Raw genomic sequence first — 23,879 nt, 5'->3', positions numbered from 1 at the left:
CTTACAGTGCGTCGGGTCCGCGTTCGCCGGTGCGGACGCGTACGGCGGTGTCGACGGGGACGCTCCACACCTTCCCGTCACCGATCTTGCCGGTACGGGCGGCCTTCACCACCACGTCGATGAGCTGTTCGGCCTCCTCGTCCTCGACCAGCACCTCGATGCGGATCTTCGGGACGAGGTCGACGGTGTACTCGGCGCCCCGGTAGACCTCGGTGTGGCCGCGCTGCCGTCCGTAGCCGCTGGCCTCGGTGACGGTCAGGCCCTGGACTCCGAAGGCCTGGAGGGCCTCCTTGATCTCGTCCAGGCGGTGCGGCTTGACGACCGCGGTGATGAGCTTCATGCGTCCACCTTCTTGTTCTCCGCTGCGGGCAGGGCCTCGGTGAGGGACTTGCGCGAGCCGGCACCGCCGCCGGCCCCGCTGAAGTCGTACGCCGTCTCGGCGTGCTCGACCTGGTCGATGCCCCGGACCTCGTCGTCCTCGCTGACGCGCATGCCCATCACCTTGTCGATGAGGAAGGCGAGCAGCGCGGAGACGATCAGAGAGTAGGCGAGGACGGCGAAGACTCCGGTGGCCTGCTTGCCGAGCTGCTCCAGGCCGCCGCCGTAGAAGAGGCCCTTGGCGTCGGACTGGACGCCGCCGGTGGCGAAGAAGCCGACCAGCAGGGAGCCGACCACACCGCCGACGAGGTGGACGCCGATGACGTCGAGGGAGTCGTCGTAGCCGAACTTGTACTTCAGGCCCACGGCCATGGCGCACAGGAGACCGGCGATGGCGCCGATGGCGATCGCGCCGAGCGGCGAGCAGGAGCCGCCGGCCGGGGTGATGGCGACGAGGCCGGCGACCGCGCCGGAGGCGGCGCCGAGGGTGGTGAAGGCGCCGTGGCGGATCTTCTCGTACGCGAGCCAGGCGAGCATCGCGGCGGCGGTGGCGACCTGGGTGTTGACGAACATCACCGCGCCGACGCCGTCGTCGTTGCCGAGCCAGGACCCGGCGTTGAAGCCGAACCAGCCGAACCACAGCAGGCCGGCGCCGAGCATGACCAGCGGCAGGCTGTGCGGCCGCATCGGGTCCTTCTTGAAGCCGATGCGCTTGCCGATGACGAGGATCACGCCGAGGGCGGCGGCACCGGCGTTGATGTGGACGGCGGTGCCGCCCGCGAAGTCGATGACGCCCATCTCGAAGAGCCAGCCGCCTGCGCCCCACACCCAGTGGGCGACGGGGAAGTAGACGACGGTGACCCACAGGGCGATGAACAGGGCCCACGCGGTGAACTTCACGCGGTCCGCGAGCGCGCCGCTGATCAGGGCGGGCGTGAGGATCGCGAACATCAGCTGGAAGACGGCGAAGACGTACACCGGGATGGTGTAGCCGTCCCACAGCTCGGTGATCCCGATGCCGCTGAGCCCGACGTAGTCGGACGACCATCCGACGATGGAGCCCGAGTCGGTGCCGAAGGCGATGCTGAAGCCGTAGAGCACCCACAGGATCGTGACGATCCCGAGGCTGATGAAGCTCATCATCAGCATGTTGAGAGTGGATTTGACGCGGACCATGCCTCCGTAGAAGAAGGCGAGGGCGGGCGTCATCAGCATCACCAGGGCGGAACAGATGAGCATGAACCCGGTGTTGGCGGCAGACAGCGTGGGTGCGTCTGCGGCAAGGGTCGTGATGCCTGGGGGCATCGGCGTCTCCTCGTCGTCGGTACGGCCTGTGCGGGGCTGAGCCGGTGCTGCGTTCGGCTATGAGGGGTGGCCGGTTATGAGCCCGAGATTTACGCAGCGCGGTTTCGGTCAATGCCGCACGATGTTTCGCCGCAGTGACGAAGAGGGCGGGTGTGTTACGTCGCTATGAACCGCGGAGTCACGGGGATGTAACGGGAGTACCCTCCGCACACGTCATGGGACCGGCCGCGACGGTCACCCTGTTGACCTGGCAATGGGGGAGCCGAGTCGGGCTGTACGGGGTGACGGTCGCGGCCGGGGTCTTATGTACCGCCGTGTTTTTAAACCGCTTCGGCGGTCTCGGGGAGCTGGGCGGTGAGGATGTCGGTGAGCCTGGCGACCTCCGGTACGTCTCCGAAGTCGCGGGCCGCCGTGTCCACGGTCTTGCGCAGCCGGGTGTTGACCCGCTCGGAGCGGACCCGCCGGGCGACGCCGAGGGCGGATTCGGCCAGCTTGGTGGCCTCCTCCGGCTCGCGCTTGAGCAGGTGCACGGTGGCCATGCCGACCAGGTTGAGGGCGTACGAACGCTGGTGGTCGTCGTCCTTGGAGAACAGGTCCACGGCCCGCTGCATCACGGGCTCGGCGAGCGAGGCGTACGTGGGGCTGCGGCCGGCCACATAGGCGAGGTCGCGGTAGGAGTGGGCGTTCTCCCCGTTGAGCTCGGCCTCGGAGAAGAAGCGGATCCAGTCGGGCTCGGGCTCGCCGTCGAGGCCGACGTCGGCAAAGGTGTCCTCCGCCATCCGCACGGCCCGCTTGCACTTGCTGGGCTGACCCATGTTCGCGTACGCCCGGGCCTCCATCGCATACAGCATGGCCTGGGTGCGGGAGGTCGCGCACTCCCGGCTTCCGTACTGGGCGAGGTGGATGAGCTCCAGCGCGTCGTCGGGCCGTCCGAGGTGGATCATCTGGCGGCTCATGGAGGAGAGGATGTACGAGCCCAGCGGCTTGTCGCCGGCCTCCTTGGCGGCGTGCAGGGCGAGGACGAAGTACTTCTGGGCGGTGGGCTGGAGGCCGACGTCGTAGCTCATCCAGCCGGCCAGTTCGGCCAGTTCGGCGGCGCACTTGAACAGCCGCTTGGCGGTCGAGGCGGGCTGCGGCTCCTGCAACAGGTCGGTGACCTCGTGAAGTTGGCCGACGACCGCCTTGCGGCGCAGCCCGCCGCCGCACTGGGCGTCCCACTGGCGGAACATGACGGTGGTGGATTCCAGCAGGTCGAGCTCGGCGCGGGAGAGCCGGGTGGGGCGGCGCGGGGCGGTCGGTTCGGCGCGGGCCGGTTCGGCGGTGGGGGTGGGTACGAGCCAGCGCTGCATGGGCTCGATGAGGGCGGGGCCGGCGGCCAGGGCGAGCGAGGTGCCGAGGAAGCCGCGCCGGGCCAGCATCAGGTCGCTGCGGGAGAAGTCACTGAGCAGGGCCACGGTCTGGGGGCCCGCCCAGGGGAGGTCGACGCCGGACACCGAGGGTGACTGGTGTGCCGTGCGCAGCCCGAGGTCCTCGATGGCGACGACGCTGCCGAACCGCTCGGAGAACAGTTCGGACAGGATGCGCGGGATGGGCTCGCGCGGCTGTTCGCCGTCGAGCCAGCGCCGTACGCGCGAGGTGTCGGTGCTGATGTGGTGTGCGCCCATCTGGCGCGCCCGTCGGTTCACTTGACGCGCCAGCTCGCCCTTCGACCAGCCGCTGCGCACGAACCACGAGCTCAGCTGCTCGTTCGGGCGCTTCCCGGCGTTCGTACCGTCTGCGCCACTGCCGCCCACTGGAAGGCCCCCATCCGCCGAATCACTGTTGCGCGAACCCGTATCAGAATGCCGTCGATCGCGGCCGCCCGTCCGGAGGTTGCACCCTTCGAACAGGGAACCGGCTTGCCTCCGGCATACCCACCTGCGCGGTCACTACCCCGGGTTCGTGCACTGAAAGTAATCCTACGATCACCCGTCCGGCGAGGCCGTTTCCATAAACGCCACCATTCGCCACCCCTTCGAATGAACTCCCCCGCCGCCAGGCGCGATTCACTTGACACGACGACGATCGGGAGTCGGCGGACGGTAGCGCGACAAGGCGTGCGCTACGGGACGCACCACCCTGCGCACCACTGCGCGCCGCCCGCTGGGGTACGGCCGCGACGGTACGTCACGGTGGGACTCCGGGTCGTAACCACCGGCGATTTCCACCGTTGGAGGGGACATGGGCTTCACGATCGGCGGCTCCCGCATCCTGTCCGGCTCGCGGCGGCGCGGCGCCCGCGCCACGGAGTGCACCGTGGTGGCGGAGTACACCGGCCTGTGGGGCTGGGACGTGGTCCCCGGCGCCCGGGCCGCGTCCGGCCGGTGCTCCTGCGGCGACCCGGCCTGTACGGCTCCGGGGGCGCACCCGCTGGGCTTCGCGCCCGAGGTGCCGGCGGGTTCGACGCTCGACGCGGTCGCCGAGGTCTGGTCGGAGTTCCCGGGCGCGGCGCTGATGCTGCCCGTGGGCCGCGCCTTCGACGTGCTGGAGGTGGCGGAGCAGGCCGGTCACCGGGCGCTGGTCCGACTGGAGCGGATGGGCCTGCCACTGGGCCCGGTGTGCGTCACGCCCACGGGCCGGGCCCAGTTCTTCGTGGCGCCCGGCGCGGCGGCGGAGCTGCCGCAGCTGCTGTACCGGATGGGCTGGGACGACGCCGACCTGGACCTGCGGTGCCTGGGCCCGGGCGCGCACATCACGGCTCCCCCGTCGGACCACGCGGGCCTGGGCCCCGCCCGCTGGCTCCGCCCCCCGACGCTCGACGCGGGCGCCCCGCCCCAGGCCCGCCTGCTGCTGGGCACGCTGGCGTACATCTGCCACCGGTCGGCGACGTAACGGGGGCCACGCCCCCACCGCCCGGACGGGCAAGCCCGGCACAGCCCCGCCCCGGGGCGGGCACCCCCGGAAGGGCGCCCGCCCGGTGGGAGGCTAGTCGCCGATCAGGGCGTCGACGAAGGCTTCCGGCTCGAAGGGGGCCAGGTCGTCCGGGCCCTCGCCCAGGCCGACCAGCTTCACCGGGACGCCCAGCTCCCGCTGGACCGCGACGACGATGCCGCCCTTGGCCGTGCCGTCCAGCTTGGTGAGCACGATGCCGGTGATGTCGACGACCTCGGCGAAGACCCGCGCCTGGACCAGTCCGTTCTGGCCGGTCGTGGCGTCCAGGACGAGCAGGATCTCGTCCAGCGGGCCGTGCTTCTCCACGACGCGCTTGACCTTGCCCAGCTCGTCCATCAGACCGGTCTTGGTGTGCAGCCGGCCCGCCGTGTCGATGAGCACCACATCGGCGCCCTCGGCGATACCTTCCTTCACCGCGTCGTACGCGACCGACGCCGGGTCGCCCGCCTCCGGCCCGCGCACCGTGCGTGCGCCGACCCGCTCGCCCCAGGTCTGGAGCTGGTCCGCGGCCGCCGCGCGGAACGTGTCCGCCGCGCCGAGCACCACCGACTTGCCGTCGGCGACCAGCACCCGCGCCAGCTTGCCGGTGGTCGTGGTCTTGCCGGTGCCGTTGACGCCGACGACCATGACGATCCCCGGCGTGTCCAGGTCGCTCTCGGTGTGGACGGTGCGGTCCAGGTCCGTACCGACGAGGGTGAGCAGCTCCTCGCGCAGCAGGGCGCGCAGCTCCTCGGGCGTACGCGTACCGAGGACACGCACGCGCTCGCGCAGGCGCTCCACCAGCTCCTGGGTCGGGGTGACACCGACGTCGGCCGTGAGGAGGGTGTCCTCGATCTCCTCCCAGGTGTCCTCGTCGAGGTGCTCCCGCGACAGCAGGGTCAGCAGGCCCTTGCCCAGGGTGTTCTGCGAGCGGGCGAGCCGGGCGCGCAGCCGGACCAGCCGGCCGGCGGTCGGCTCCGGAACCTCGATCTCGGGCGCGGGCGGCGCCGCGACGAGCGGGTCCTCGACGGCGGCGGGGGCCTCCAGCGCCTCTTCGGCCGTCGGGAGGTCCACCTCCTCGATGGTGCGGCGCGGTTCCTCCCGCGGTGTCTCCGCCTCCTCGCCGACGTGCGGCTCGGCGGGCGGAGCGGTGATGGTCGGCGTACTCGACGGCGCCTGGGGCGGCGGCAGCTGCTTCTTCTTGCGGCTGCTGACCACGAGGCCGCTGATCGCGCCGACCGCGACCAGAGCGATGACTACAGCAAGGATGAGGATTTCCATAACCCGTCCAGTATCGGCCACGACCGCCCGGTCGAGCGGTCTCGGAGCATGCACCCGGGACCAAGGCCCCTGTTTGGACCTTTATGGACAGGAACGTACGATGCGGGGAATCCCCCTCCTCCCGCACGGAGCTGATCCATGCCCCACGCCTCCGAGTCCGAAGGCGCGACAGAGACCGCGACAGAGACAGCGATAGAGACCCGCGGCCTCGAGCCCGTCCCCGATGCCGAGCGCACCGGTCACATCCGGGAGCTGTTCCCCACCTGGGTCGCGGCGAACATCAGTGTGCTGCTGCTCACCATGGGCGCCGGCCTGATCGTCTTCAACGGCCTGAACTTCTGGCAGGTGCTGACCGTCGCGATCGCCGCGCCCGTCCTCTCGTACGGGATCGTCGGTCTGATCTCGATCGCGGGCAAGCGCGGCGGCTCCCCCGGCATGGCGCTGTCCCGCGCGGTGTTCGGGCAGCGCGGGAACCTCTTCCCGGGGACGCTGATCTGGGTGGCGCGCTGGGGCTGGGAGACGATCAACGCGGTGACGGGCGCGTACGCCGTCCTCACCGTCCTCGACCTGCTCTTCGGCATCAAGAGCAACACCGTCCTCATCGTCACCACCCTCCTCCTCTTCGTCGCCGCGACCTTCCTCGTCTCCGGTCTGGGCATCAACGCCCTGCGCGTGTGCAGCACGTGGTCCACGTACCTCTTCGGCGCGTTCTCCGTCCTCGTGCTGGTCTACCTGGTCGCCAACACCGACTGGAGTGCCGTCTTCGCCAGGCCGGCCGGTTCGACGGCGATGATGATCGCGGGTATCGGCACGATCGCGGCGGGCGGCATCAGCTGGGTGCCCTCCGGTCCGGACTTCACGCGCTATCTGCCGCGTACGGCGTCGTCGAGGGCGATGGTCGCCTCCACGGTCGGCGGGGCCGGGATCGTGGTGCTGCCGATGGTGCTGATGGGTGCGGTGATGGCGGTGTCGACGCCGAGCCTGGCGTCCGCGCAGGACCCGGTGTCGTTCATCGGCGAGCTGCTGCCGGCGTGGATCTCGGTGCCGTACCTGGTGATCGCGCTGATCGGCATGCTGCTGATCAATTCGATGTCGATGTACTCGGCCGGGTTCACCGCGCAGACGCTGGGCATCAACGTGCCGCGCGCCTGGGCGGTCAGCGTGAACGCGGTGATCTCCCTGGTCTTCGGCTTCCTGCTGATGGTGGTGGCGACCAGCTTCATCGGCTCGTTCATCTCGTTCCTGACGCTGCTGGCGGTGGCGTTCTCGGCGTGGATCGGCGTCTTCGGCGTCGACATGCTGCGCCGGACGTCGTACGACGGCGAGGCGCTGATGGACACCACCCGGACGAGCGCCTACTGGTACCGGGGCGGCTTCGCGTGGCAGGCGATGGCCGCGTGGGGCGTGGCGCTGGCGGTGGGGCTGCTGTTCACGAAGGTCGACTGGTTCGCCGGGCCGCTCGCCGGTTCGTGGATCGGTGCGAACGGTCTGGGCTGGCTGGTGACGATCGTGGTTGCGGCGGTGCTGTACGGCGTGCTGCCGCGCAGCTCGCGGCAGGAGCCCCAGGAGGCCAGGACGGCGCCCGAATCCGTCCCTGTTTCCATCTGACGTCGCGTCAGCTAACGTCCCTCTTCGCCGCGTTCACCGTCCGGCGGAGGGGGACTTCTCATGGCCTTCACAGTGGTCCGGTTCAACCTCGTGGCGCCCGGCGCGACTCCCGAGGCCCTCGCCGGGCGTTACCGCGCGGCGCTGGAGATGGCCGCGTACGCCGACCGCATCGGCGTGGACACGGTCCAGACGGAGGAGCACCACGGCGCCGCGAACAACTGGCTGCCCTCACCCTTGGTCTTCGCCGGCGCGGTCTTCGGCGCGACCCGCCGGATCGGTGTCACCGTCTCGGCGGTCATCGGCCCGCTGCACGACCCGCTGCGGCTGGCGGAGGAGGTCGCCGTACTGGACCTGCTGTCGAAGGGGCGGCTGGTGACGGTCGCGGGGATCGGCTACCGGCCGGAGGAGTACGCGGCGCACGGCGTCGACTGGGGCCGGCGCGGGCAGCTCCAGGACCTGCTGCTGGAGACGGTGCTGCGGGCGTGGACGGGCGAGGAGTTCACGTACCAGGGCCGTACGGTACGGGTCACCCCGCGCCCGTACACGCGGCCGCACCCGCTGCTGCTGGTGGGCGGCTCGTCACGGCCGGCCGCCCGGCGGGCCGCCCGGCTGGGCCTGCCGTTCTTCCCGAGCGCGCACCTGCCGGAGCTGGAGGCGTACTACCACGAGCAGCGGGCCGCCTTCGGGACGGAGGGCTTCTGCGTGATGCCGGCGGCGGCGACGCCGCTGCTGCACCTGTCGGAGGACCCGGACCGTACGTGGGCGGTGTACGGGGAGCACCTGCTGCACGAGGCGCGGACGTACGCCTCCTGGCAGTCGGAGGGGATCCGCTCGGCGGTGCGGTCGCGTGCGACGACGGTTCAGGAGCTGCGGGCGGAGGGGGTGTACCGGGTGGTGACGCCCGACGAGTGCGTGGCGCTGGGCGCCGGGGGTCTCGTACTGCATCCGCTGTGTGGCGGGATGCCGGTCGACGAGGGGTGGCGCGCGCTGCATCTGCTGGGCGAGAACGTACTGCCCCGGCTCAAGGCCGTCGGGGCCTGAACCGGGGCAGTTCTCGTTCCGAGGAGAGGGGCAGCGGGGATTAGCCCATCTCCTCCAACGCCTTGCCCTTGGTCTCCTTCACGTACTTGAGCACGAAGGGGATGGAGAGCACGGCGAAGACCGTGTAGATGACGTACGTACCGGAGAGGTTCCAGTCCGCCAGGGACGGGAAGCTCGCGGTGATGGTCCAGTTGGCGATCCACTGCGCGGAGGCGGCGACGCCGAGGGCGGCGGCGCGGAGGCGGTTGGGGAACATCTCGCCGAGGAAGACCCAGACCACCACGCCCCACGAGAGGGCGAAGAAGAGCACGAAGAGGTGGGCGGCGACCAGGGCGACGGCACCCTGGGTGGCGGGCAGCTTGCCGTCGACGAGGTCGGCGGAGAAGGCCCAGGCCTCGAAGGCGAGGGCGATCGCCATACCGGCGGAGCCGACGAGGGCGAGCGGCCTGCGGCCGACCCGGTCGACCAGGACCATCGCGATCACGGTGCCGACGATGTTGATGATCGACGTGGTGAACGAGTAGAAGAACGAGCTCTCCGGGTTGACGCCGACCGACTGCCACAGGGTCGCGGAGTAGTAGAAGGCGACGTTGATGCCGACGAGCTGCTGGAAGACCGAGAGGCCGATACCGACCCAGACGATCGGCAGGAAGCCGAAGCGGCTGCCGAGCAGGTCGCGGAAGGTCGACTTGTGCTCGCGGTGCATCGCGATCTCGATCTCGCGTACGCGGGCGTCGAGATCGACGTTGTGGCCCTCGACCTCGGCGAGGACCTCCTTGGCCTTGTCCTTGCGGCCGACGGAGATCAGGAAGCGGGGCGACTCGGGGATCGCGAAGGAGAGCAGGCCGTACAGGATGGCCGGGACGACCATGACGCCGAGCATCCACTGCCAGGCCTCCAGGCCGGCGATCACGCCGCGCTGGTCACCGTCGGCGAGCTGGAGGATGCCGTAGTTGACCAGCTGGGAGACGGCGATGCCGATGACGATCGCGGCCTGCTGGAAGGAGCCGAGCCGGCCTCGGTACGCGGCCGGGGAGACCTCGGCGATGTACGCGGGGCCGATCACCGACGCCATGCCGATGGCGAAGCCACCGACCACGCGCCACATGGCGAGGTCCCAGAGCGCGAAGGGCAGGGCGGAGCCGACGGCGCTGACGGTGAAGAGGACGGCGGCGATCTGGATGCAGCGGATGCGGCCGATGCGGTCGGCGATCCGGCCGGCGACGGCGGCACCGATGGCGCAGCCGACGAGGGCGACCGCGATGACCTGGGCGAGGGTGCCGGAACCGATCTCGTACCGGTGGCGGATGGCCTCGACGGCGCCGTTGATGACGGAGCTGTCGTAGCCGAAGAGGAATCCGCCCATCGCGGCGGCGGCCGTGATGAAGATGACATGGCCGAGGTGGTCGGGGTGGGCCTCGCGGGCCCCCGACGCCGGTGGCTGCGCTGTGCTGGTCACGTGAACTCCTGGTACCCGGCGCCGTCGCCGGGCATGGGGGGCGAGCCCTTCCAGTGGCGCACAACTTCACGCCGCCCACCACTTGAAGGTAAAAGCAACGTTGCAGAGACTATTCCTTCAAGTTTCGAAGTCAAGAGTCTTTGGGATGTGAATCTGAGCGCACGGCGTGTCGGCTTGCGTTCATGACTTGAAGCCTTCAGGCAGGGGTGGACCCCCGGCGGCTCAGCGGAGGCGCTGGCTGATGACCTTGGAGACGCCGTCTCCCTGCATGGACACGCCGTAGAGCGCGTCGGCGACCTCCATGGTTCGCTTCTGGTGGGTGATCACGATCAGCTGGGAGCTCTCCTGGAGCTCCTGCATGATCCGGATCAGCCGCTGGAGGTTGGTGTCGTCCAGTGCCGCCTCGACCTCGTCCATCACGTAGAACGGGCTCGGCCGCGCCTTGAAGATCGACACCAGCATGGCGACGGCCGTCAGCGACCGCTCCCCGCCGGACAGCAGCGACAGGCGCTTGACCTTCTTGCCGGGCGGGCGGGCCTCGACGTCCACACCCGTGGTGAGCATGTTGTCGGGGTCGGTCAGCACGAGCCGTCCCTCGCCGCCCGGGAAGAGCCGCGAGAAGACGCCCTCGAACTCGCGGGCCGTGTCGTGGTACGCCTGCGTGAAGACCTGCTCGACGCGTTCGTCCACCTCCTTCACCACCTGAAGGAGGTCGGCCCGCGTCTTCTTCAGGTCCTCGAGCTGCTCGGACAAGAACTGGTGGCGCTCCTCCAGCGCCGCGAACTCCTCCAGCGCCAGCGGGTTCACCTTTCCGAGCTGTTGGTACGCCCGTTCGGCCGACTTCAGGCGCTTTTCCTGTTCGGCGCGGACGAAACGTCTCGGCTGGTTGCGGGGATGGTCCGGGTCGTCCGGAAGCTCTTCCCCCTCGGCGGGCAAGGACGGCGGGACCGGCTGGTCGGGGCCGTACTCGGCGATGAGGACGGCCGGCTCCACACCCAGCTCCTCCAGCGCCTTCGTCTCCAGCTGCTCGATGCGCAGCCGCTTCTCCGCGCCCAGCACCTCCCCCCGGTGCACCGAGTCGGTGAGCTTGTCCAGCTCGCCCTTCAGGTCCCGGCCCCGGGCGCGGGCCGCCCCAAGGTCCTGCTCGCGCGCCGCCTTGGCCGCCTCGGCAGCCGCCCGCTCCCGCTCGGCCCGTACGAGGGACACCTCGACGTGCGCGAGGAGCTGACGGGCGCCGGAGGCGACGGCCGCGGCGACCTCGGCCTCGTGGCGCAGCCGGGCGCGGCGCTGCTCGGCACGCGCGCGTGCCTCCCGTTCGGCGCGCGCGGCCCGGTCCAGGGCGTCGGCGCGCCCGGCCAGGCCCTTGACCCGCTCCTCATGGGTACGCACCTGGAGGCGGGCCTCCATCTCGGTCTGGCGGGCGTTGGCGCCGTCGGCGGCGAGCCGGTCGCGTACGGAGGTGTCGGGCTCCTCCTCGGCCGGCGCCTCCTCGGCGACCAGCAGCCGCTCGGCCAGCTCCTCGGCCTCCTCGGTGGCCTTCTCCAGGGCCTCCTGGGCGCGGGCGGCGGCCGCGGCGGTCCGTTCGGCCTCGCCCGCGGCGCCGCGCGCCTGCCCGGCGAGCCGCCCGAGAGCCTGCGCGACGGAGGACTTCTCCCGGTCGGCCGCCCGGCGCCGCTCGGCCAGCTCCTCGACCCGGGCGGCCCAGGCGCGGCGCCGCTCGGTGGCCTCGGCCTGCGCGGCGGCCAGCTCCTCGCACCGTACGGCCAGCTCGGCCAGCTGGGCGGCGGCCTCGTCGACGGACGCCTGCACCTCCAGCAGGCTCGGCGCCCCGGCCGACCCGCCGTGCGCGACGTGCGCCCCGAGGACGTCGCCCTCGGCGGTGACGGCGACGAGCCCGGGACGGGCGTACACCAGGTCCTCGGCGTCCTCCAGGGTGGCGACGACCACGACGTCCCGCAGCAGCCGCCGCACGGCCGGCATCAGTTCCTCGGGCCCGCGCACCAGGTCCACGGCGTACGTACGGCCCTCTTCGCGTACGTCACCGTCGGGGCCGCCCGGCAGGCCGCCCAGCAGCAGCGCGGCGCGCCCCGCGTCCTGTTTGCGCAGCAGCCGGATGGCCTCGGCGGCCGTCGCCGGGTCCCGCACCGCGACCGCGTCGGCGGCCGCGCCCAGGGCGGCGGCGACCGGCACCTCGTAGCCGGGGGTCACGGTGAGCAGCTCGGCGGCCGGGCCCAGCAGGCCGGCGAGGCGGTCGGCGGCGCCCAGCAGCGCGCCCGTCCCGTCCTTGCGGCGCAGCCCCAGCGCCAGGGCCTCCTGCCGGGCCCGGGTCGCGGCCCGCTTGCGTTCCACCGCGGTCGCGGCCTCCCGCGCGGCGGTGAGGGCGGCCTCCGCGTCGGCGAGCTCCCGCTTGGCCGCCTCGTGCTGCTCGGCGAGCTCGGTGTCGCCCGCGTCCAGCCCGTCGACCTCCGCCTTGAGCGCCTCGTACTCCTCCTGCGCGGCGACCGCCCGCTCCTGCGCCTCGTCGCGGGCGGCGGCCAGCCGGTCGATCTCGGCCTGCGCGGAGGCGGCGCGGGAGCGGGCGGCGCCCACCTGGCCGCTCAGCCGGGCCAGACCCTCGCGCCGGTCGGCGATCGCCCGCGCCGCGTCCTTCAGGCGCCGCTCCTCCACCGCCAGTCCTCGCTCCAGCTCGGCGCGGTGGGCGACGGTGTCCTCCAGGGCGCGTTCGGCGGCCTCCAGCGCGGCCTCCAGCTCCGCCTCCTGCTCGCGGATCCGGGCGGCCTCCCGCTCCAGGTCCTCGGGGTCGCGGCCGCGCCGCTCCTCCACCGGCGGGGCGGTGGCGCTCTTCACCCGCGCGTCGGCCAGCGAGATCGTGCCGCGCACCCGCTCGGCCAGCTGCGACAGCTCGTACCAGGTCTGCTGGGCGCGCTGGAGCCTGGGCGCCAGGCGCCGTACCTCGTCCTCCAGCGCCGCCTCCCGCGCGAGCGCCGCCTTCAGCTCGGCCTCCGCCCGCTCCTTGCGCTCCTTCAGCGCGGCCTCGTCGGCGATCTCGGCTGCCAGCGCCTCCCGGAGGCGTACGAGATCGTCGGCGAGCAGCCGCAGCCGGGCGTCCCGCAGGTCGGCCTGGATGACGGCGGCCCGCCGCGCCACGGCGGCCTGCCGCCCGAGCGGCTTGAGCTGACGGCGCAGCTCGTGGTTGAGGTCCTGTACGCGGGCGAGGTTGGCCTGCATCGCGTCCAGCTTCCGCAGCGCCTTCTCCTTGCGCTTGCGGTGCTTGAGGACGCCGGCGGCCTCCTCGATGAACGCCCGGCGGCCCATCGGGTCGGCGTGCAGCACGGAGTCGAGCTGGCCCTGCCCGACGATCACGTGCATTTCCCGGCCGATACCGGAGTCGCTGAGGAGATCCTGGATATCGAGCAGCCGGCACGTGTCGCCGTTGATCTGGTATTCGCTGCTGCCGCCCCGGAACATGATCCGCGTAATGGTGACTTCGGCGTAGTCGATGGGCAGCGCGCCGTCGGAGTTGTCGATGGTGAGGGAGACCTCGGCGCGGCCGAGCGGCGGCCGGCCGGTCGTCCCGGCGAAGATGACGTCCTCCATCTTGCCGCCGCGCAGCGACTTGGCCCCCTGTTCCCCCATGACCCAGGAGAGCGCGTCCACCACATTGGACTTGCCCGAGCCGTTCGGCCCCACGACGCACGTGATTCCCGGTTCGAACCGGAGGGTGGTGGCGGAGGCGAACGACTTGAAACCGCGCAGGGTCAGGGCCTTGAGGTGCACGCCCCCGGACTTTACCCGCCGCTTCCCGTTTGCCCCATGAACGCGGAGGGCAGATCAGAGGTTAAGGATCAGTGGAACGCCGGTGACGGCGGGGGAAGGAAAAGAAAGAAGGGACGCCGAAGCGTCCCTTGCATATCTCGCGAGAGTGTTTCTCACCCTGCCCGATACCGACGTGCCGATACGGGCCTTGCCGACGGGGGCTGGGTTCAGGTGAGCGCAGGCTCCGCCTTGGGTACGTCGATGTCGATGCCGTCGAGCAGCGACTCGCTGTGTGCGGCGGCGTTCAGCGCATCGTTCTCGGACTGAATCCGTACGAGCTCGGACTCGAGGTCCTGGACGCGCTGCTGAAGCCGTCGCATCTCGGCGAGAAGTCGCGGGTCGGAACCGCCGACATAACCGAGAAGCGCCTTTGCCATGACTTTTGGTCCTCCACACTGAGTGACCGACCGAAGCGGTGTGGGTCGTGAGGGATTCGCACCCGCGGTGTCCAGCAGTGGTGGTGCCGCTGCGGTTCTTACTGCCAAACAGCTAAGGTGCGCGGGGCTTCCAGAGTCTCACCAAAAAGTTTGACGGTCAACACGATCACGCCCCGCATCAAGGGGCAACCGGGGAGCCTGCGGCCGCGAATGGTGCGGCGGCGCCTCGCGCTGCGGTGCCCAGGGGCGTGCGGATGATCCATCGGGACCTTTCGATCATCCTTACCCGCGCAGCCTGGCATGACAACCGATTCTTGGCAACCACCAGGTCGTTTCTGCCGTGCGCACATGCTGCCGGCAGTTCCGGGGGCCCGGCGCGTGAAACCCGGCCGCCGCCGCGACCAAGATCGTCAGCGGATCGCGAAGCCGTCGTAACCGCCGCGGGGGGTGTCCCAGATCTCAGTGACTCCGTCGACGCGCCCGGGAGTGTCGCCGGAGCGAAGCCACTCCAGCAAACGGTGGCAATTCTCACTCGGCCCCTCGGCCACGACCTGCACGCGCCCGTCGTCCAGATTGGAGGCGAAACCCGTAAGGCCCCCGATCTCCAGAGCGTTTGCCCTGGTGAACCAGCGGAAGCCCACTCCCTGTACTCGACCGCGCACCCAGGCGGTGAGCCGTGCGTCTTCGTTCATGGCTGCACGCTAACCGGCCAATTGCACTCGGAGCACTTCTCCCCCACGCGTCATGGCGTACAGTCCCGACGAAATGAGCCTCACCCGTTCGGGCGAGTGACGGAATGACCTTGACGTACGGACCAGACGTCGAAGCAGGAAGGCACAGCAGATGGGACGCCACCGGAAGAAGCGGGCCGTGGTGCCCGTACGCACCGGGCTGCTCGGCGCCTCCGCCGCGATGGCGGTCGGCGCCGTCGCCGTGACCTCCGGCCTGCTGCCCGGTGGCGACACCTTCACCATCGGCGGCAGCGGCTCGAACGAGCGCGTCCACGCCGGGAGCTCCCCCGAGCTGGACGCCCAGGGCGGCTCCGGCGCCACGCCCGAGCGCCCGTCGACGGCCGCGAGCCGGAGCGCGGAGCGTACCCTCGCGCCGTCCAAGGCCCCCTCGGCGACACCGTCCGCACCCGCCTCCTCCACGCCGCCGAAGCAGACGAAGGCCCCGGCACCGAAGAAGACGGCCACCAAGGGCGCGGCACCCACCCGGCCGGCGACGCCCACGCCGAAGCGGACCGTCGAGCGGCCCAAGGCCCCGTCGGCCCCCTCGGTCCCGTCGTCCCTCCCGTCCTCCGTCCCCTCCTCCGCCGCTGCCGCCGCCGACACAGGCCGGGAGGCGGCCGCCGAGGCCGCGGTGCTCAGCCTGGTCAACGCCGAGCGCGCCAAGGTGGGCTGCGGCCCGGTGCAGGCGTCCCGCGGGCTGGCGGCGCTGGCCGGCGCGTACAGCAAGGACATGGCCGAGCGCGGCTTCTTCTCGCACACCGACCCCGACGGGGCGTCGCCCTGGGACCGCGCCGCGAAGGCGGGCGTCGAGGGGCTCGCGGCGGAGAACATCGCCCGGGGTCAGGCGGACGCCGAGGCCGTGATGGAGTCCTGGATGAACAGCGACGGGCACCGCGCCAACATCCTCAACTGCGACTACACGCGGATCGGCGTCGGAGTGCACTTCGCCGAGGGCGGCCCCTGGTGGACCCAGAACTTCGGCTTCTGAGGTAGCCGAAGGTCCCCTATGCCGCTTGCAGGACCGTCTCCGGGCCGTCGTCGCGCTTCTGGGGAGCGCCCCGCCACGGCGGTTACTGGTCGCGCTGAGGCCAGATGAGGCCCTGATCAGTCCAGATGACACCCCTGTTGCGGCAGAGGCAGAAGGGGTGGCCGATGGGGTCGGCGTAGACGCGGAAGCCGTAGCCGTCGGGGCCGATGCAGTCCCGCAGCAGGGTCGCGCCGAGGGCCAGGACGCGGCGCTGTTCGGCCTCGATGTCGTCGACTTCGAAGTCGAGGTGGAACTGCTTGGGGTGCTCGCTGTCGGGCCACCGCGGGGCGCGGTAGTCCTCTACCTTGGTGAAGGCCAGTTCGATCTCGCCGAACCGGATACCGGCCCAGTTCTCGTCACTGCCCTGCTTGACCGGGAGCCCCGTCACCTCGGAGTAGAAGGCTGCCAGCTTCATCGTGTCCGGGCAATCGATGATGAAGTCGGTTAGTCGTAGCATCCCGCGATCTTGTCACAAGATCAAATGAGCCGGACGTGAGACAGGCCCCCAGGCGGCTGCCCAACCCCTTCGGCTTCTGACGCGTTACGACGCGGTGCGCGGAACGGTACGCGGCGGGCGCTGGCAGCGCGGGCAGTAGTAGCTGGACCGGTTCATCCAGGGGCGTCGGCGCATCGGCGTGCCGCACCGCCGGCACGGCTCGCCCTCACGGCCGTACGCGTCGAGGGAGCGGTCGAAGTAGCCGGACTCGCCGTTGACGTTGACGTACAGGCTGTCGAAGCTGGTGCCGCCGACGGCGAGCGCGGCCGTCATCACGTCCCGTACGTGCCCGAGCAGCTCGGCGGAGCGGGGGCGGGTCAGGCTGGCGGTGGGGCGGTCGTAGTGGAGGCGGGAGCGCCACAGCGCCTCGTCCGCGTAGATGTTGCCGACGCCGCTGATCAGCGACTGGTCCAGCAGGGCCCGCTTGACCGTCGTACGGCGCAGGCGCAGCGCCGTGTGGAAGGCGGTGTCGTCGAACTCCGGGTCGAGCGGGTCGCGGGCGATGTGCGCGATGGCCTGGGGCAGCCCGTCCGGAGTGTTCTCGTGGAGCGAGAGCCCGCCGAAGGTGCGCTGGTCGACGAAGCGCAGCTCGGTGCCGAGCTCGTCGGCGAAGCGGATACGGATCCGCAGGTGTTTCTCGTCCGCCGCGTCCTCCGGCTGCACCAGCAGCTGGCCGCTCATGCCCAGGTGCCCGAGCACGGACGCGTCGCTGTCCTCCAGGGGCAGCCACAGGTACTTGCCACGCCGTCGCGCGACGCCGAAACGGTGCCCCTTGAGGCGGGCCGCGAAGTCCTCGCCGCCCGCGAGATGCCGCCGGACGGCACGGGGGTGCAGGACGTGGACGTCGGCCACGGTCCGGCCGCTGACCCAGCGCTCCAGGCCGCGCCGTACGACTTCGACCTCGGGCAGCTCGGGCACGGGACTCCTCCGGGGGACGGACGGTGGATGGGAAAACCCCGCCGCACCGGTGGGGTGCGGCGGGGCCGGAAGCGAGGAAGCTCAGGCCGTGGCCGAGTCGGCCGCGGGGGTCTGAGGAACTCCGGAGCCCGAAGAGGTGTCGGCGGCCTCTTCGGACTGGGAACCGGAGTCCGTGCCGTCGCCGGCACTCGTGCCGTCGCCGTCGCCGGGGACGGCGACGGCGGACGTGGCGGCTTCGGCCGCGGCCCTGGCCGAAGCCTTCGCCGCCGCCTCCCGTTCGTCCGCGGCGGCCCGGATGGCCCGCCAGGCGGACTCCGCCGCCTGCTGCTCCGCTTCCTTCTTGCTGCGGCCGGTGCCGGTGCCGTACGAGACACCACCGACGCGGGCAGCAGCAGTGAAGGTCTTCTCGTGGTCCGGTCCGGTCTCGGTGACCAGGTACTCCGGAACGCCGAGACCCTCGGCCGCGGTGAGTTCCTGGAGGCTGGTCTTCCAGTCCAGGCCGGCGCCGAGGTTCGAGGACTTCTCGATCAGCGGGTCGAAGAGCCGGTGCACCAGCTCGGACGCCGCTTCGAGGCCCTGGTCGAGATAGACCGCGCCGATCACCGCTTCCAGGGTGTCGGCGAGGATGGATGCCTTGTCCCGGCCTCCGGTGCCCTCTTCGCCCCGGCCCAGCCGGATGAAGGAGCCCAGGTCGAGGCCGCGGCCGACCTCCGCCAGCGCACGTGAGTTGACCACCGCGGCCCGCAACTTGGCCAGCTGGCCTTCGGGCAGGTCGGGGTGGGTGCGGTACAGCGTGTCCGTGACCACCAGGCCGAGCACGGAGTCCCCGAGGAACTCCAGGCGCTCGTTGGTGGGCAGGCCGCCGTTCTCGTACGCGTACGAACGGTGGGTCAGCGCACGCACCAGAAGGGCGGACTCGAGGTGGTACCCGAGCCGCCCTTCCAGAAGCGTGTGGGACGAGGCCGTGTTCTCCGCCTGCTTCTTGGCGTCAGACATCGCGCCTCTCACCAGCCCGCTCAGACCGAGAGGACCTGGCGCTTGTTGTACGTGCCGCAGCTCGGGCACGCGATGTGCTGCTGCTTCGGCTCCTGGCAACGCTCACACGAAACCAGGGTGGGGACCGCAGCCTTCCACTGCGACCGGCGGTGGCGCGTGTTGCTGCGCGACATCTTCCGCTTCGGAACAGCCACGGCTACTTCTCCTGCTTCTCGTCGACGCCCGCTTCGGCGCCGCTCATGTTGTCCTTCTCGTCGGTTCCGAGTGAACCGGCGAGTCCCTGCAGTGCCGCCCAACGGATGTCGACGGCGTCATGGTGGTGGTCCGGGTTCTCGTTCAGGTTGGCCCCGCATTCGGCGCACAACCCGGCACAGTCCTCCCGGCACACCGGCTGCATCGGCAGTGCGAGCACCACCGCATCACGCAGCACGGGTTCGAGGTCGAACATGCCGTCCTCGAGGGGCATGATGTCCTCGTCGTCCTCGGCATCGTCGTCCGCGGCCGCCTTGCGGTGGCCCCGGTCATCGGTGTCGGGGTACGAGAACATCTCCTGGAAGTCCGCCACGACATCCTGGCGCAGCGGCTCCAGACACCTTACGCACTCCCCCTCGGCCGACGCACGGGCGGTGCCTGTGACAAGCACCCCTTCCATGACCGACTCGAGGCGGAGGTCCAGCTCGACGGGCGAGCCCTGCGGCACGCCGATGACCCCGTCGATGCCGAGGTCCACGGGGGCCTCGACCGTGCGGGACAGCCGCTGGAGGGCACCGGGACGCCGACCCAGCTCGTGCGTGTCGAACACGAGGGGGTTGCGGTGGTCGAGGCGCGTACTCAGGGCTTTTCCTGCTTTCGGAATCGTTCGAGGGTGCCCGGCTCAGGACTCTGGGCCTAAGCGGGCACGCGGGATCGCGGACGTACTCGCGACCGAAGAGCCAGGATACTGGACGCTTCGCTCACAGCCCAATCCGGGCCGGTCAGTGCCCTTGTCCGTGCCCCTGCCCGTGACCCTGCTCGTACTGACGGAGCTGGTCCAGGTCGATCATGCTCGTGTCGAAGAAGCTCGTCTCGTCGAGCGCGGCGGCCTGCGGCTGCTGCTGCGCATCGTAGGGCGCGGCGTAAGCCGCTCCGGTGGAGCCGGTGCTTGCACCGGGGTACGGCTGCTGTGCATAGCCCTGGACCTGCTGGCCGCTCTGGTCATAGCCCTGGTACGCGTACGGGTCCTGCTGGTAGGCGTAGGCGTCCTGGGTCTGGTGGGGCTGCTGGTAGGCGTACGGGTCGGGCTGCTGCTGGGCCGGGATGTGGGGCGCCGCCGGCTGTACGGGCTGCTGTACGGGCTGCCGGCCCGGCTCCGGGTCGGCCAGCTCCGCCAGGCCCGCCAGGTAGTCGGCGTCGCTGGTGTGCTGCCGCCCGCCGCCGGCCGCGTCCTGGGCGGCCATGTGCGCGCCGAGGTCGTCGGTGGCGATCCGGCCGTGCAGCTTCTGGCGGCCGCGCCCGACCGCCTCCAGGGTCTTGGTGAGCACGGCCTCGAAGGCGCTGATCTTGGCGTCGACGTACTCGTCCGCGCGCCGGATCAGGGTCTGCGGGTCCGCGCTGTACTCGGGGGCGTCCTCGTCCGCGTACCCCTGCTCGTCGAGGCCGGGGCCCCGGCCGAGGAGCTTCTCGCGGCCGCGGTCGACCGAGCCGATGGTCTTGGTGAGGACGACCTCGAAGTTGGCGAGCTTGGAGTCGACGTAGTCGTCGGCCTCGGCGCGGATCTCCTCGGCCTCCCGGCGGGCCTCGGCGAGGATGCGGTCGGCCTCCTCCTGGGACTGGCGGGCGATCTGGGTGTCGGAGATCAGCGAGCCGCGCTCGGCGTGGGCGGCCTCGATGATCCGCTCGGCCTCCTGGCGGGCCTGCTCGACCAGCTGCTCGCGGCCGCCGATCAGCTCCTGGGCCTGGGCCAGCGAGCCGGGCAGGGCCTGGCGCAGCTCGTCGAGCATCCCGAGCAGCTCGGCGCGGTTGACCACGCAGGAGGCCGACATGGGCATGGAACGGGCGCTCGCGACCGTCTCGACGATCTCGTCGAGCTTCTTCTGCACGTCCACCGTGTGCTCGCCACTCTCTACAGCCGGATTGGAGACGGACGGGACCGACTGTAAGGCCAGTCGGCCGGGGCCCGACACCGGGTGACGGACTGTCAGTTGCTCACTTCTCGCCCAGCCGCTTCACCAGGGCCTCGTGGACGACCGGCGGGAGGAGGTGGGAGACGTCACCGCCCCAGGCGGCGACCTCCTTGACCAGGGAGGAGGACAGGAAGCTGTAGGTGGGGTTGGTCGGGACGAAGAGGGTCTCGACACCGGAGAGGCCGTTGTTCATCTGGGCCATCTGGAGTTCGTAGTCGAAGTCGCTGACCGCGCGCAGCCCCTTGACGATGGCGGGGATGTCGCGCTCCTTGCAGAAGTCGACGAGCAGGCCGTGGTGGGACTCCACCTTGACGTTGCCGTACTCGACTGTGACCTGGCGGATGAGTTCCATCCGCTCCTCGACGGTGAACAGGCCCTTCTTGGACTGGTTGATCATCACCGCGACGTGGACGACGTCGTACAGCTTGGAGGCGCGGGCGATGATGTCGAGGTGTCCGTTCGTGATGGGGTCGAACGACCCCGGACAGACTGCGCGGCGCAACTGGATTCCCTCGCTCTCCGAACCGGTCATCGTGCGTCTTCGCACGTAGAGGCGGCGCGACCGTACCAAAACGTTCCCTCGCCGTAGCGACGGGCCCGTAGCGGTTCGAAACCGTCCGGCCAGGTGAATTCTCCGCCCCTGGTGCTGCGCTCCACGGTGACGAGCGCGGCGTCGGCGAGCCAGCCTTTGGTGCGGAGTGTGAGGAGGATCTCGCCAAGATCGTCGTCGGAGACGGCGTACGGCGGGTCGAGGAAGACCACGTCGTACGGCTGCGTCGGCGCCGGTCCTGTCACGATCTGTTCGGCTTTGCCGGCGCGGACCTCGGCGCCGGGCAGGCCGAGTGCCCGGACGTTCTCGCGGACCGTGCGGGCGGCCCGCTGGTCGGCCTCGACGAGCAGGGCGTGGGCGGCGCCCCGGGAGAGCGCCTCCAAGCCGACGGCGCCGGACCCGGCGTACAGGTCGGCGATCCGGATGCCGTCGAGCGTCCCGAGGAGCGCCTCCCAGGTGGAGAACAGCCCCTCGCGTGCCCGGTCGGAGGTGGGGCGGGTGCCGTTGCCCGGCGGCACGGCCAGGCGGCGTCCGCCGGCCGCGCCGGCGATCACGCGGGTCATCTGAGGTCCTTAGCCGTCCTGTGGATGCTGGTGACTCCACGATATGGGCTGGAGCGGGATGTGCACCGGTCAGCCCTTCTCCAGGTACTGCTCGCGCTCCTTGTCGAGCAGGGCGTCGAGGGCGGTGCGCAGCTCCGGGAGGTGCTCCATCTCGGGGTCGGCGCTGACGACGGCGACGGCCTCCTCGCGGGCGGCCGCGATGACGTCCTCGTCCTCGATGACGGCGAGCATCCGGAGGCTGGAGCGCACCCCGGACTGGGCCTGGCCGAGCACATCGCCCTCGCGGCGCTGTTCGAGGTCGATGCGGGAGAGCTCGAAGCCGTCGAGGGTGGAGGCGACGGCGGTCAGGCGCTGCCGGGCGGGGCTCGCCTCGGGCATGTCGGTGACCAGCAGGCACAGACCGGGGGCGGAGCCGCGGCCCACGCGGCCGCGCAGCTGGTGCAGCTGGGAGACGCCGAACCGGTCCGCGTCCATGATGACCATGGCGGTGGCGTTGGGGACGTTGACGCCGACCTCGATGACGGTCGTGGCGACGAGGACGTCCGCGTCCCCGGCGGCGAAGCGGCGCATGACGGCGTCCTTGTCGTCGGGGGCCATCCTGCCGTGCAGCACCTCGACGCGGAGGCCCGCCAGGGGGCCCTTGGCGAGCTGGTCGGCGACGTCCAGGACGGCGAGCGGGGGCCGCTTCTCGGCGTCGTCCTCCTTGGCCTTCTTCTTCTCGTCCTCGTCGTCACCGATGCGGGGGCAGACCACGTACGCCTGGTGCCCGTTCTCCACCTCCTCGCGGACCCGCTCCCAGGCGCGGGCCAGGAAGTGCGGCTTGTCGGCGGCCGGGACGACATGGCTGGCGATCGGCGAGCGGCCGGCGGGGAGCTGGTCGAGGACGGAGGTCTCCAGGTCGCCGAAGACGGTCATCGCGACCGTGCGCGGGATGGGCGTGGCGGTCATGACCAGCAGGTGCGGGGGCTGCTTGCCCTTGCCGCGCAGGGCGTCGCGCTGCTCGACGCCGAAGCGGTGCTGCTCGTCGACGACGACCAGGCCCAGGTCGTGGAACTGGACCTTGTCCTCGATCAGCGCGTGGGTGCCGATGACGATGCCCGCCTCGCCGGTGACCAGGTCGAGCAGCGCCTGGCGGCGGGCGGGCGCGCTCATCGAGCCGGTGAGCAGGACGACCTTGGTGGCCCGCTCGGCGCCGCCCAGCATCCCGCCTTCGGCCAGCTCGCCCATCATCTCCGTGATCGACCGGTGGTGCTGCTGGGCGAGCACCTCCGTCGGCGCGAGCATGGCGGCCTGCCCGCCCGCGTCGACGACGGCGAGCATGGCCCGCAGGGCGACCATCGTCTTTCCGCTGCCGACCTCGCCCTGGAGGAGGCGGTGCATGGGGTGCTCGGTGGCCAGGTCGTCGAAGATCTCCTTCGAGACCTTCTGCTGGCCCTCGGTGAGCGTGAACGGCAGCTTGGCGTCGAAGGCGTCGAGCAGCCCGCCCGGCACCGGTTCGCGTGCCACGGCGGGCAGTTGGGTGTCGGCGTACCGGCGGCGGGCGAGGGCGACCTGGAGGACGAACGCCTCGTCCCACTTGAGCCGGTCACGGGCCTGGGCGATGTCTTCCTTGGTGCGCGGCCGGTGGATCTTGCGCAGGGCGTCGGGGAGGCCGGTCAGGCCCCGGCCCTCGCGGAGGGCGGGCGGCAGCGGGTCGACGGCGTCCGCCGCGCTGGGCAGCACCGCGTCGACCGCCTTGGCGATCTTCCAGGACTCCAGCTTGGTGGTGGCCGGGTAGATCGGGATGAGGGCCCCGGCCCAGCTGTCCACGGTGCTCTCGCCGTCCTCGCCGCGCAGCAGCTCGTAGGCGGGGTGGGCGAGCTGCGTCTTGCGGTTGAAGACGGAGACCTTGCCGGCGAACATCGCGCGGGTGCCGGGCAGCAGGTCCTTGTGCGGCTTGTGGACGCCCTTGCCGAAGAAGACCAGCTGCAGTCGTCCGCTGCCGTCGGTGATGGTCACCTCCAGCCGCTGGCCGCGCCCCTTGGCACTGTTGAACGTCAGCACCCGGGCGTCCGCGACCCGGGCGACCACGGTGACGTGCTCGTCCAGCGGCAGGTCGGCGAGGGTGGTGAGCTCGCCGCGCTCCGCGTACCGCCGGGGGTAGTGGTGGAGCAGGTCACCGACGGTGTGCAGGTCGAGGTGCTCGGCCATCACCTTGGCGGTGGCGGCGCCGAGCTGCTTCTTCAGTGGTTTGTCGAGAGCTGACACGTCTCCCATTGCAC

At 71.0% G+C, this 23,879-nt stretch carries 21 protein-coding genes; 4 read left to right on the top strand and 17 right to left on the bottom strand.

Translation table 11 applies throughout. From position 1 onward, the window contains the following. Position 1: 1 nt before the first annotated feature. From AMK26_RS12525 to nsdA, 3 genes are all read right to left on the bottom strand, one after another. Positions 2 to 340: a P-II family nitrogen regulator gene (locus AMK26_RS12525; RefSeq protein ID WP_073754579.1), complete on the bottom strand. Its 339-nt coding sequence runs from the start codon at positions 338 to 340 to the stop codon at positions 2 to 4. Further along, complete coding sequence (locus AMK26_RS12520) at positions 337 to 1,683, bottom strand: ammonium transporter (RefSeq protein WP_073754578.1); 1,347 nt, start codon at positions 1,681 to 1,683, stop codon at positions 337 to 339. Before AMK26_RS12520 ends, AMK26_RS12525 begins: the two co-directional genes overlap by 4 nt. Before the next feature lie 320 nt (positions 1,684 to 2,003). Further along, positions 2,004 to 3,476 carry a transcriptional repressor NsdA gene (gene nsdA / locus AMK26_RS12515; RefSeq protein ID WP_073754577.1) on the bottom strand — a complete coding sequence of 491 codons (1,473 nt, stop codon included), beginning with the start codon at positions 3,474 to 3,476 and terminating at the stop codon, positions 2,004 to 2,006. A 427-nt stretch (positions 3,477 to 3,903) separates the two neighbouring features. On the opposite strand from nsdA, the gene AMK26_RS12510 reads away from it, so the two are divergent. Then, the gene (locus AMK26_RS12510) at positions 3,904 to 4,554 is read left to right on the top strand and encodes a bifunctional DNA primase/polymerase (RefSeq protein WP_073754576.1); all 651 of its coding nucleotides are present in this window, start codon (positions 3,904 to 3,906) and stop codon (positions 4,552 to 4,554) included. Between the two features lie 93 nt (positions 4,555 to 4,647). Here the strand turns inward: AMK26_RS12510 and ftsY are convergent, their stop codons facing one another. Continuing rightward, positions 4,648 to 5,874 carry a signal recognition particle-docking protein FtsY gene (gene ftsY, locus AMK26_RS12505; protein WP_073754575.1) on the bottom strand — a complete coding sequence of 409 codons (1,227 nt, stop codon included), beginning with the start codon at positions 5,872 to 5,874 and terminating at the stop codon, positions 4,648 to 4,650. A gap of 138 nt (positions 5,875 to 6,012) precedes the next feature. Here ftsY and AMK26_RS12500 point away from each other — a divergent pair, with 138 nt between their 5' ends. Together AMK26_RS12500 and AMK26_RS12495 are read left to right on the top strand one after the other, a co-directional pair. Then, positions 6,013 to 7,482, top strand: coding sequence for a cytosine permease (locus AMK26_RS12500; protein ID WP_073754574.1), 1,470 nt, complete (start codon positions 6,013 to 6,015; stop codon positions 7,480 to 7,482). A 60-nt stretch (positions 7,483 to 7,542) separates the two neighbouring features. Further along, positions 7,543 to 8,523 carry an LLM class flavin-dependent oxidoreductase gene (locus tag AMK26_RS12495; protein ID WP_073754573.1) on the top strand — a complete coding sequence of 327 codons (981 nt, stop codon included), beginning with the start codon at positions 7,543 to 7,545 and terminating at the stop codon, positions 8,521 to 8,523. A 40-nt stretch (positions 8,524 to 8,563) separates the two neighbouring features. Here AMK26_RS12495 and AMK26_RS12490 read toward each other — a convergent pair whose 3' ends face one another. The 4 genes from AMK26_RS12490 to AMK26_RS12475 all read right to left on the bottom strand — a co-directional run bounded on the left by AMK26_RS12490 (position 8,564) and on the right by AMK26_RS12475 (position 14,867). Then, positions 8,564 to 9,982 carry a sugar porter family MFS transporter gene (locus AMK26_RS12490; protein WP_073754572.1) on the bottom strand — a complete coding sequence of 473 codons (1,419 nt, stop codon included), beginning with the start codon at positions 9,980 to 9,982 and terminating at the stop codon, positions 8,564 to 8,566. A gap of 222 nt (positions 9,983 to 10,204) precedes the next feature. Beyond that, positions 10,205 to 13,759: a chromosome segregation protein SMC gene (smc, locus tag AMK26_RS12485; RefSeq protein ID WP_073754571.1), complete on the bottom strand. Its 3,555-nt coding sequence runs from the start codon at positions 13,757 to 13,759 to the stop codon at positions 10,205 to 10,207. Positions 13,760 to 13,965: 206 nt separating this feature from the next. Beyond that, positions 13,966 to 14,175: a hypothetical protein gene (locus AMK26_RS12480; RefSeq protein ID WP_073754570.1), complete on the bottom strand. Its 210-nt coding sequence runs from the start codon at positions 14,173 to 14,175 to the stop codon at positions 13,966 to 13,968. A gap of 410 nt (positions 14,176 to 14,585) precedes the next feature. Next, positions 14,586 to 14,867, bottom strand: coding sequence for an acylphosphatase (locus AMK26_RS12475; RefSeq protein WP_073754569.1), 282 nt, complete (start codon positions 14,865 to 14,867; stop codon positions 14,586 to 14,588). 151 nt (positions 14,868 to 15,018) lie between these two features. Between AMK26_RS12475 and AMK26_RS12470 the strand changes: the two genes are divergently transcribed. Next, entirely contained in the window at positions 15,019 to 15,894 is an 876-nt protein-coding gene (locus tag AMK26_RS12470) for a CAP domain-containing protein (protein ID WP_073754568.1), read from the top strand. A gap of 82 nt (positions 15,895 to 15,976) precedes the next feature. Here the strand turns inward: AMK26_RS12470 and AMK26_RS12465 are convergent, their stop codons facing one another. The 9 genes from AMK26_RS12465 to recG form a co-directional block, all read right to left on the bottom strand. After that, positions 15,977 to 16,390 carry a VOC family protein gene (locus AMK26_RS12465; protein ID WP_073754567.1) on the bottom strand — a complete coding sequence of 138 codons (414 nt, stop codon included), beginning with the start codon at positions 16,388 to 16,390 and terminating at the stop codon, positions 15,977 to 15,979. A gap of 84 nt (positions 16,391 to 16,474) precedes the next feature. Then, a complete protein-coding gene (mutM, locus tag AMK26_RS12460) occupies positions 16,475 to 17,347 on the bottom strand; it encodes a bifunctional DNA-formamidopyrimidine glycosylase/DNA-(apurinic or apyrimidinic site) lyase (protein WP_073754566.1) in 873 nt (290 codons plus the stop codon). Positions 17,348 to 17,428: 81 nt separating this feature from the next. Further along, entirely contained in the window at positions 17,429 to 18,343 is a 915-nt protein-coding gene (rnc, locus tag AMK26_RS12455) for a ribonuclease III (protein ID WP_073754565.1), read from the bottom strand. 20 nt (positions 18,344 to 18,363) lie between these two features. After that, positions 18,364 to 18,537, bottom strand: a complete 174-nt coding sequence (rpmF, locus tag AMK26_RS12450; protein WP_030496967.1) for a 50S ribosomal protein L32 — start codon at positions 18,535 to 18,537, stop codon at positions 18,364 to 18,366. Between the two features lie 2 nt (positions 18,538 to 18,539). Next, a complete protein-coding gene (locus AMK26_RS12445; RefSeq protein WP_198944039.1) occupies positions 18,540 to 19,145 on the bottom strand; it encodes a YceD family protein in 606 nt (201 codons plus the stop codon). A gap of 172 nt (positions 19,146 to 19,317) precedes the next feature. After that, entirely contained in the window at positions 19,318 to 20,427 is a 1,110-nt protein-coding gene (locus AMK26_RS12440; protein WP_073754563.1) for an ATP synthase F0 subunit B, read from the bottom strand. 100 nt (positions 20,428 to 20,527) lie between these two features. After that, positions 20,528 to 21,007 carry a pantetheine-phosphate adenylyltransferase gene (coaD, locus tag AMK26_RS12435; RefSeq protein ID WP_198944038.1) on the bottom strand — a complete coding sequence of 160 codons (480 nt, stop codon included), beginning with the start codon at positions 21,005 to 21,007 and terminating at the stop codon, positions 20,528 to 20,530. A 26-nt stretch (positions 21,008 to 21,033) separates the two neighbouring features. After that, positions 21,034 to 21,618 carry a 16S rRNA (guanine(966)-N(2))-methyltransferase RsmD gene (rsmD, locus tag AMK26_RS12430; protein WP_073754561.1) on the bottom strand — a complete coding sequence of 195 codons (585 nt, stop codon included), beginning with the start codon at positions 21,616 to 21,618 and terminating at the stop codon, positions 21,034 to 21,036. Positions 21,619 to 21,687: 69 nt separating this feature from the next. Further along, positions 21,688 to 23,874 carry an ATP-dependent DNA helicase RecG gene (recG, locus tag AMK26_RS12425; RefSeq protein ID WP_073754560.1) on the bottom strand — a complete coding sequence of 729 codons (2,187 nt, stop codon included), beginning with the start codon at positions 23,872 to 23,874 and terminating at the stop codon, positions 21,688 to 21,690. Positions 23,875 to 23,879: the final 5 nt, after the last annotated feature.

This window comes from Streptomyces sp. CB03234 (assembly GCF_001905885.1).
Lineage (GTDB): Bacteria > Actinomycetota > Actinomycetes > Streptomycetales > Streptomycetaceae > Streptomyces.
The sequence above is the reverse complement of the archived record's forward strand: the minus strand, read 5'-3'. Positions and strand labels throughout refer to the sequence as shown.

What these genes read in the sequence shown, in the direction of transcription:
- AMK26_RS12525 (WP_073754579.1), bottom strand. Translation starts at nt 340, where the DNA reads ATGAAGCTCATCACCGCGGTCGTCAAGCCGCACCGCCTGGACGAGATC.
- AMK26_RS12520 (WP_073754578.1), bottom strand. Translation starts at nt 1,683, where the DNA reads ATGCCCCCAGGCATCACGACCCTTGCCGCAGACGCACCCACGCTGTCT.
- AMK26_RS12510 (WP_073754576.1), top strand. Translation starts at nt 3,904, where the DNA reads ATGGGCTTCACGATCGGCGGCTCCCGCATCCTGTCCGGCTCGCGGCGG.
- ftsY (WP_073754575.1), bottom strand. Translation starts at nt 5,874, where the DNA reads ATGGAAATCCTCATCCTTGCTGTAGTCATCGCTCTGGTCGCGGTCGGC.
- AMK26_RS12500 (WP_073754574.1), top strand. Translation starts at nt 6,013, where the DNA reads ATGCCCCACGCCTCCGAGTCCGAAGGCGCGACAGAGACCGCGACAGAG.
- AMK26_RS12495 (WP_073754573.1), top strand. Translation starts at nt 7,543, where the DNA reads ATGGCCTTCACAGTGGTCCGGTTCAACCTCGTGGCGCCCGGCGCGACT.
- AMK26_RS12480 (WP_073754570.1), bottom strand. Translation starts at nt 14,175, where the DNA reads ATGGCAAAGGCGCTTCTCGGTTATGTCGGCGGTTCCGACCCGCGACTT.
- AMK26_RS12475 (WP_073754569.1), bottom strand. Translation starts at nt 14,867, where the DNA reads ATGAACGAAGACGCACGGCTCACCGCCTGGGTGCGCGGTCGAGTACAG.
- AMK26_RS12470 (WP_073754568.1), top strand. Translation starts at nt 15,019, where the DNA reads ATGGGACGCCACCGGAAGAAGCGGGCCGTGGTGCCCGTACGCACCGGG.
- AMK26_RS12465 (WP_073754567.1), bottom strand. Translation starts at nt 16,390, where the DNA reads ATGCTACGACTAACCGACTTCATCATCGATTGCCCGGACACGATGAAG.
- rnc (WP_073754565.1), bottom strand. Translation starts at nt 18,343, where the DNA reads ATGTCTGACGCCAAGAAGCAGGCGGAGAACACGGCCTCGTCCCACACG.
- rsmD (WP_073754561.1), bottom strand. Translation starts at nt 21,618, where the DNA reads ATGACCCGCGTGATCGCCGGCGCGGCCGGCGGACGCCGCCTGGCCGTG.
- recG (WP_073754560.1), bottom strand. Translation starts at nt 23,874, where the DNA reads ATGGGAGACGTGTCAGCTCTCGACAAACCACTGAAGAAGCAGCTCGGC.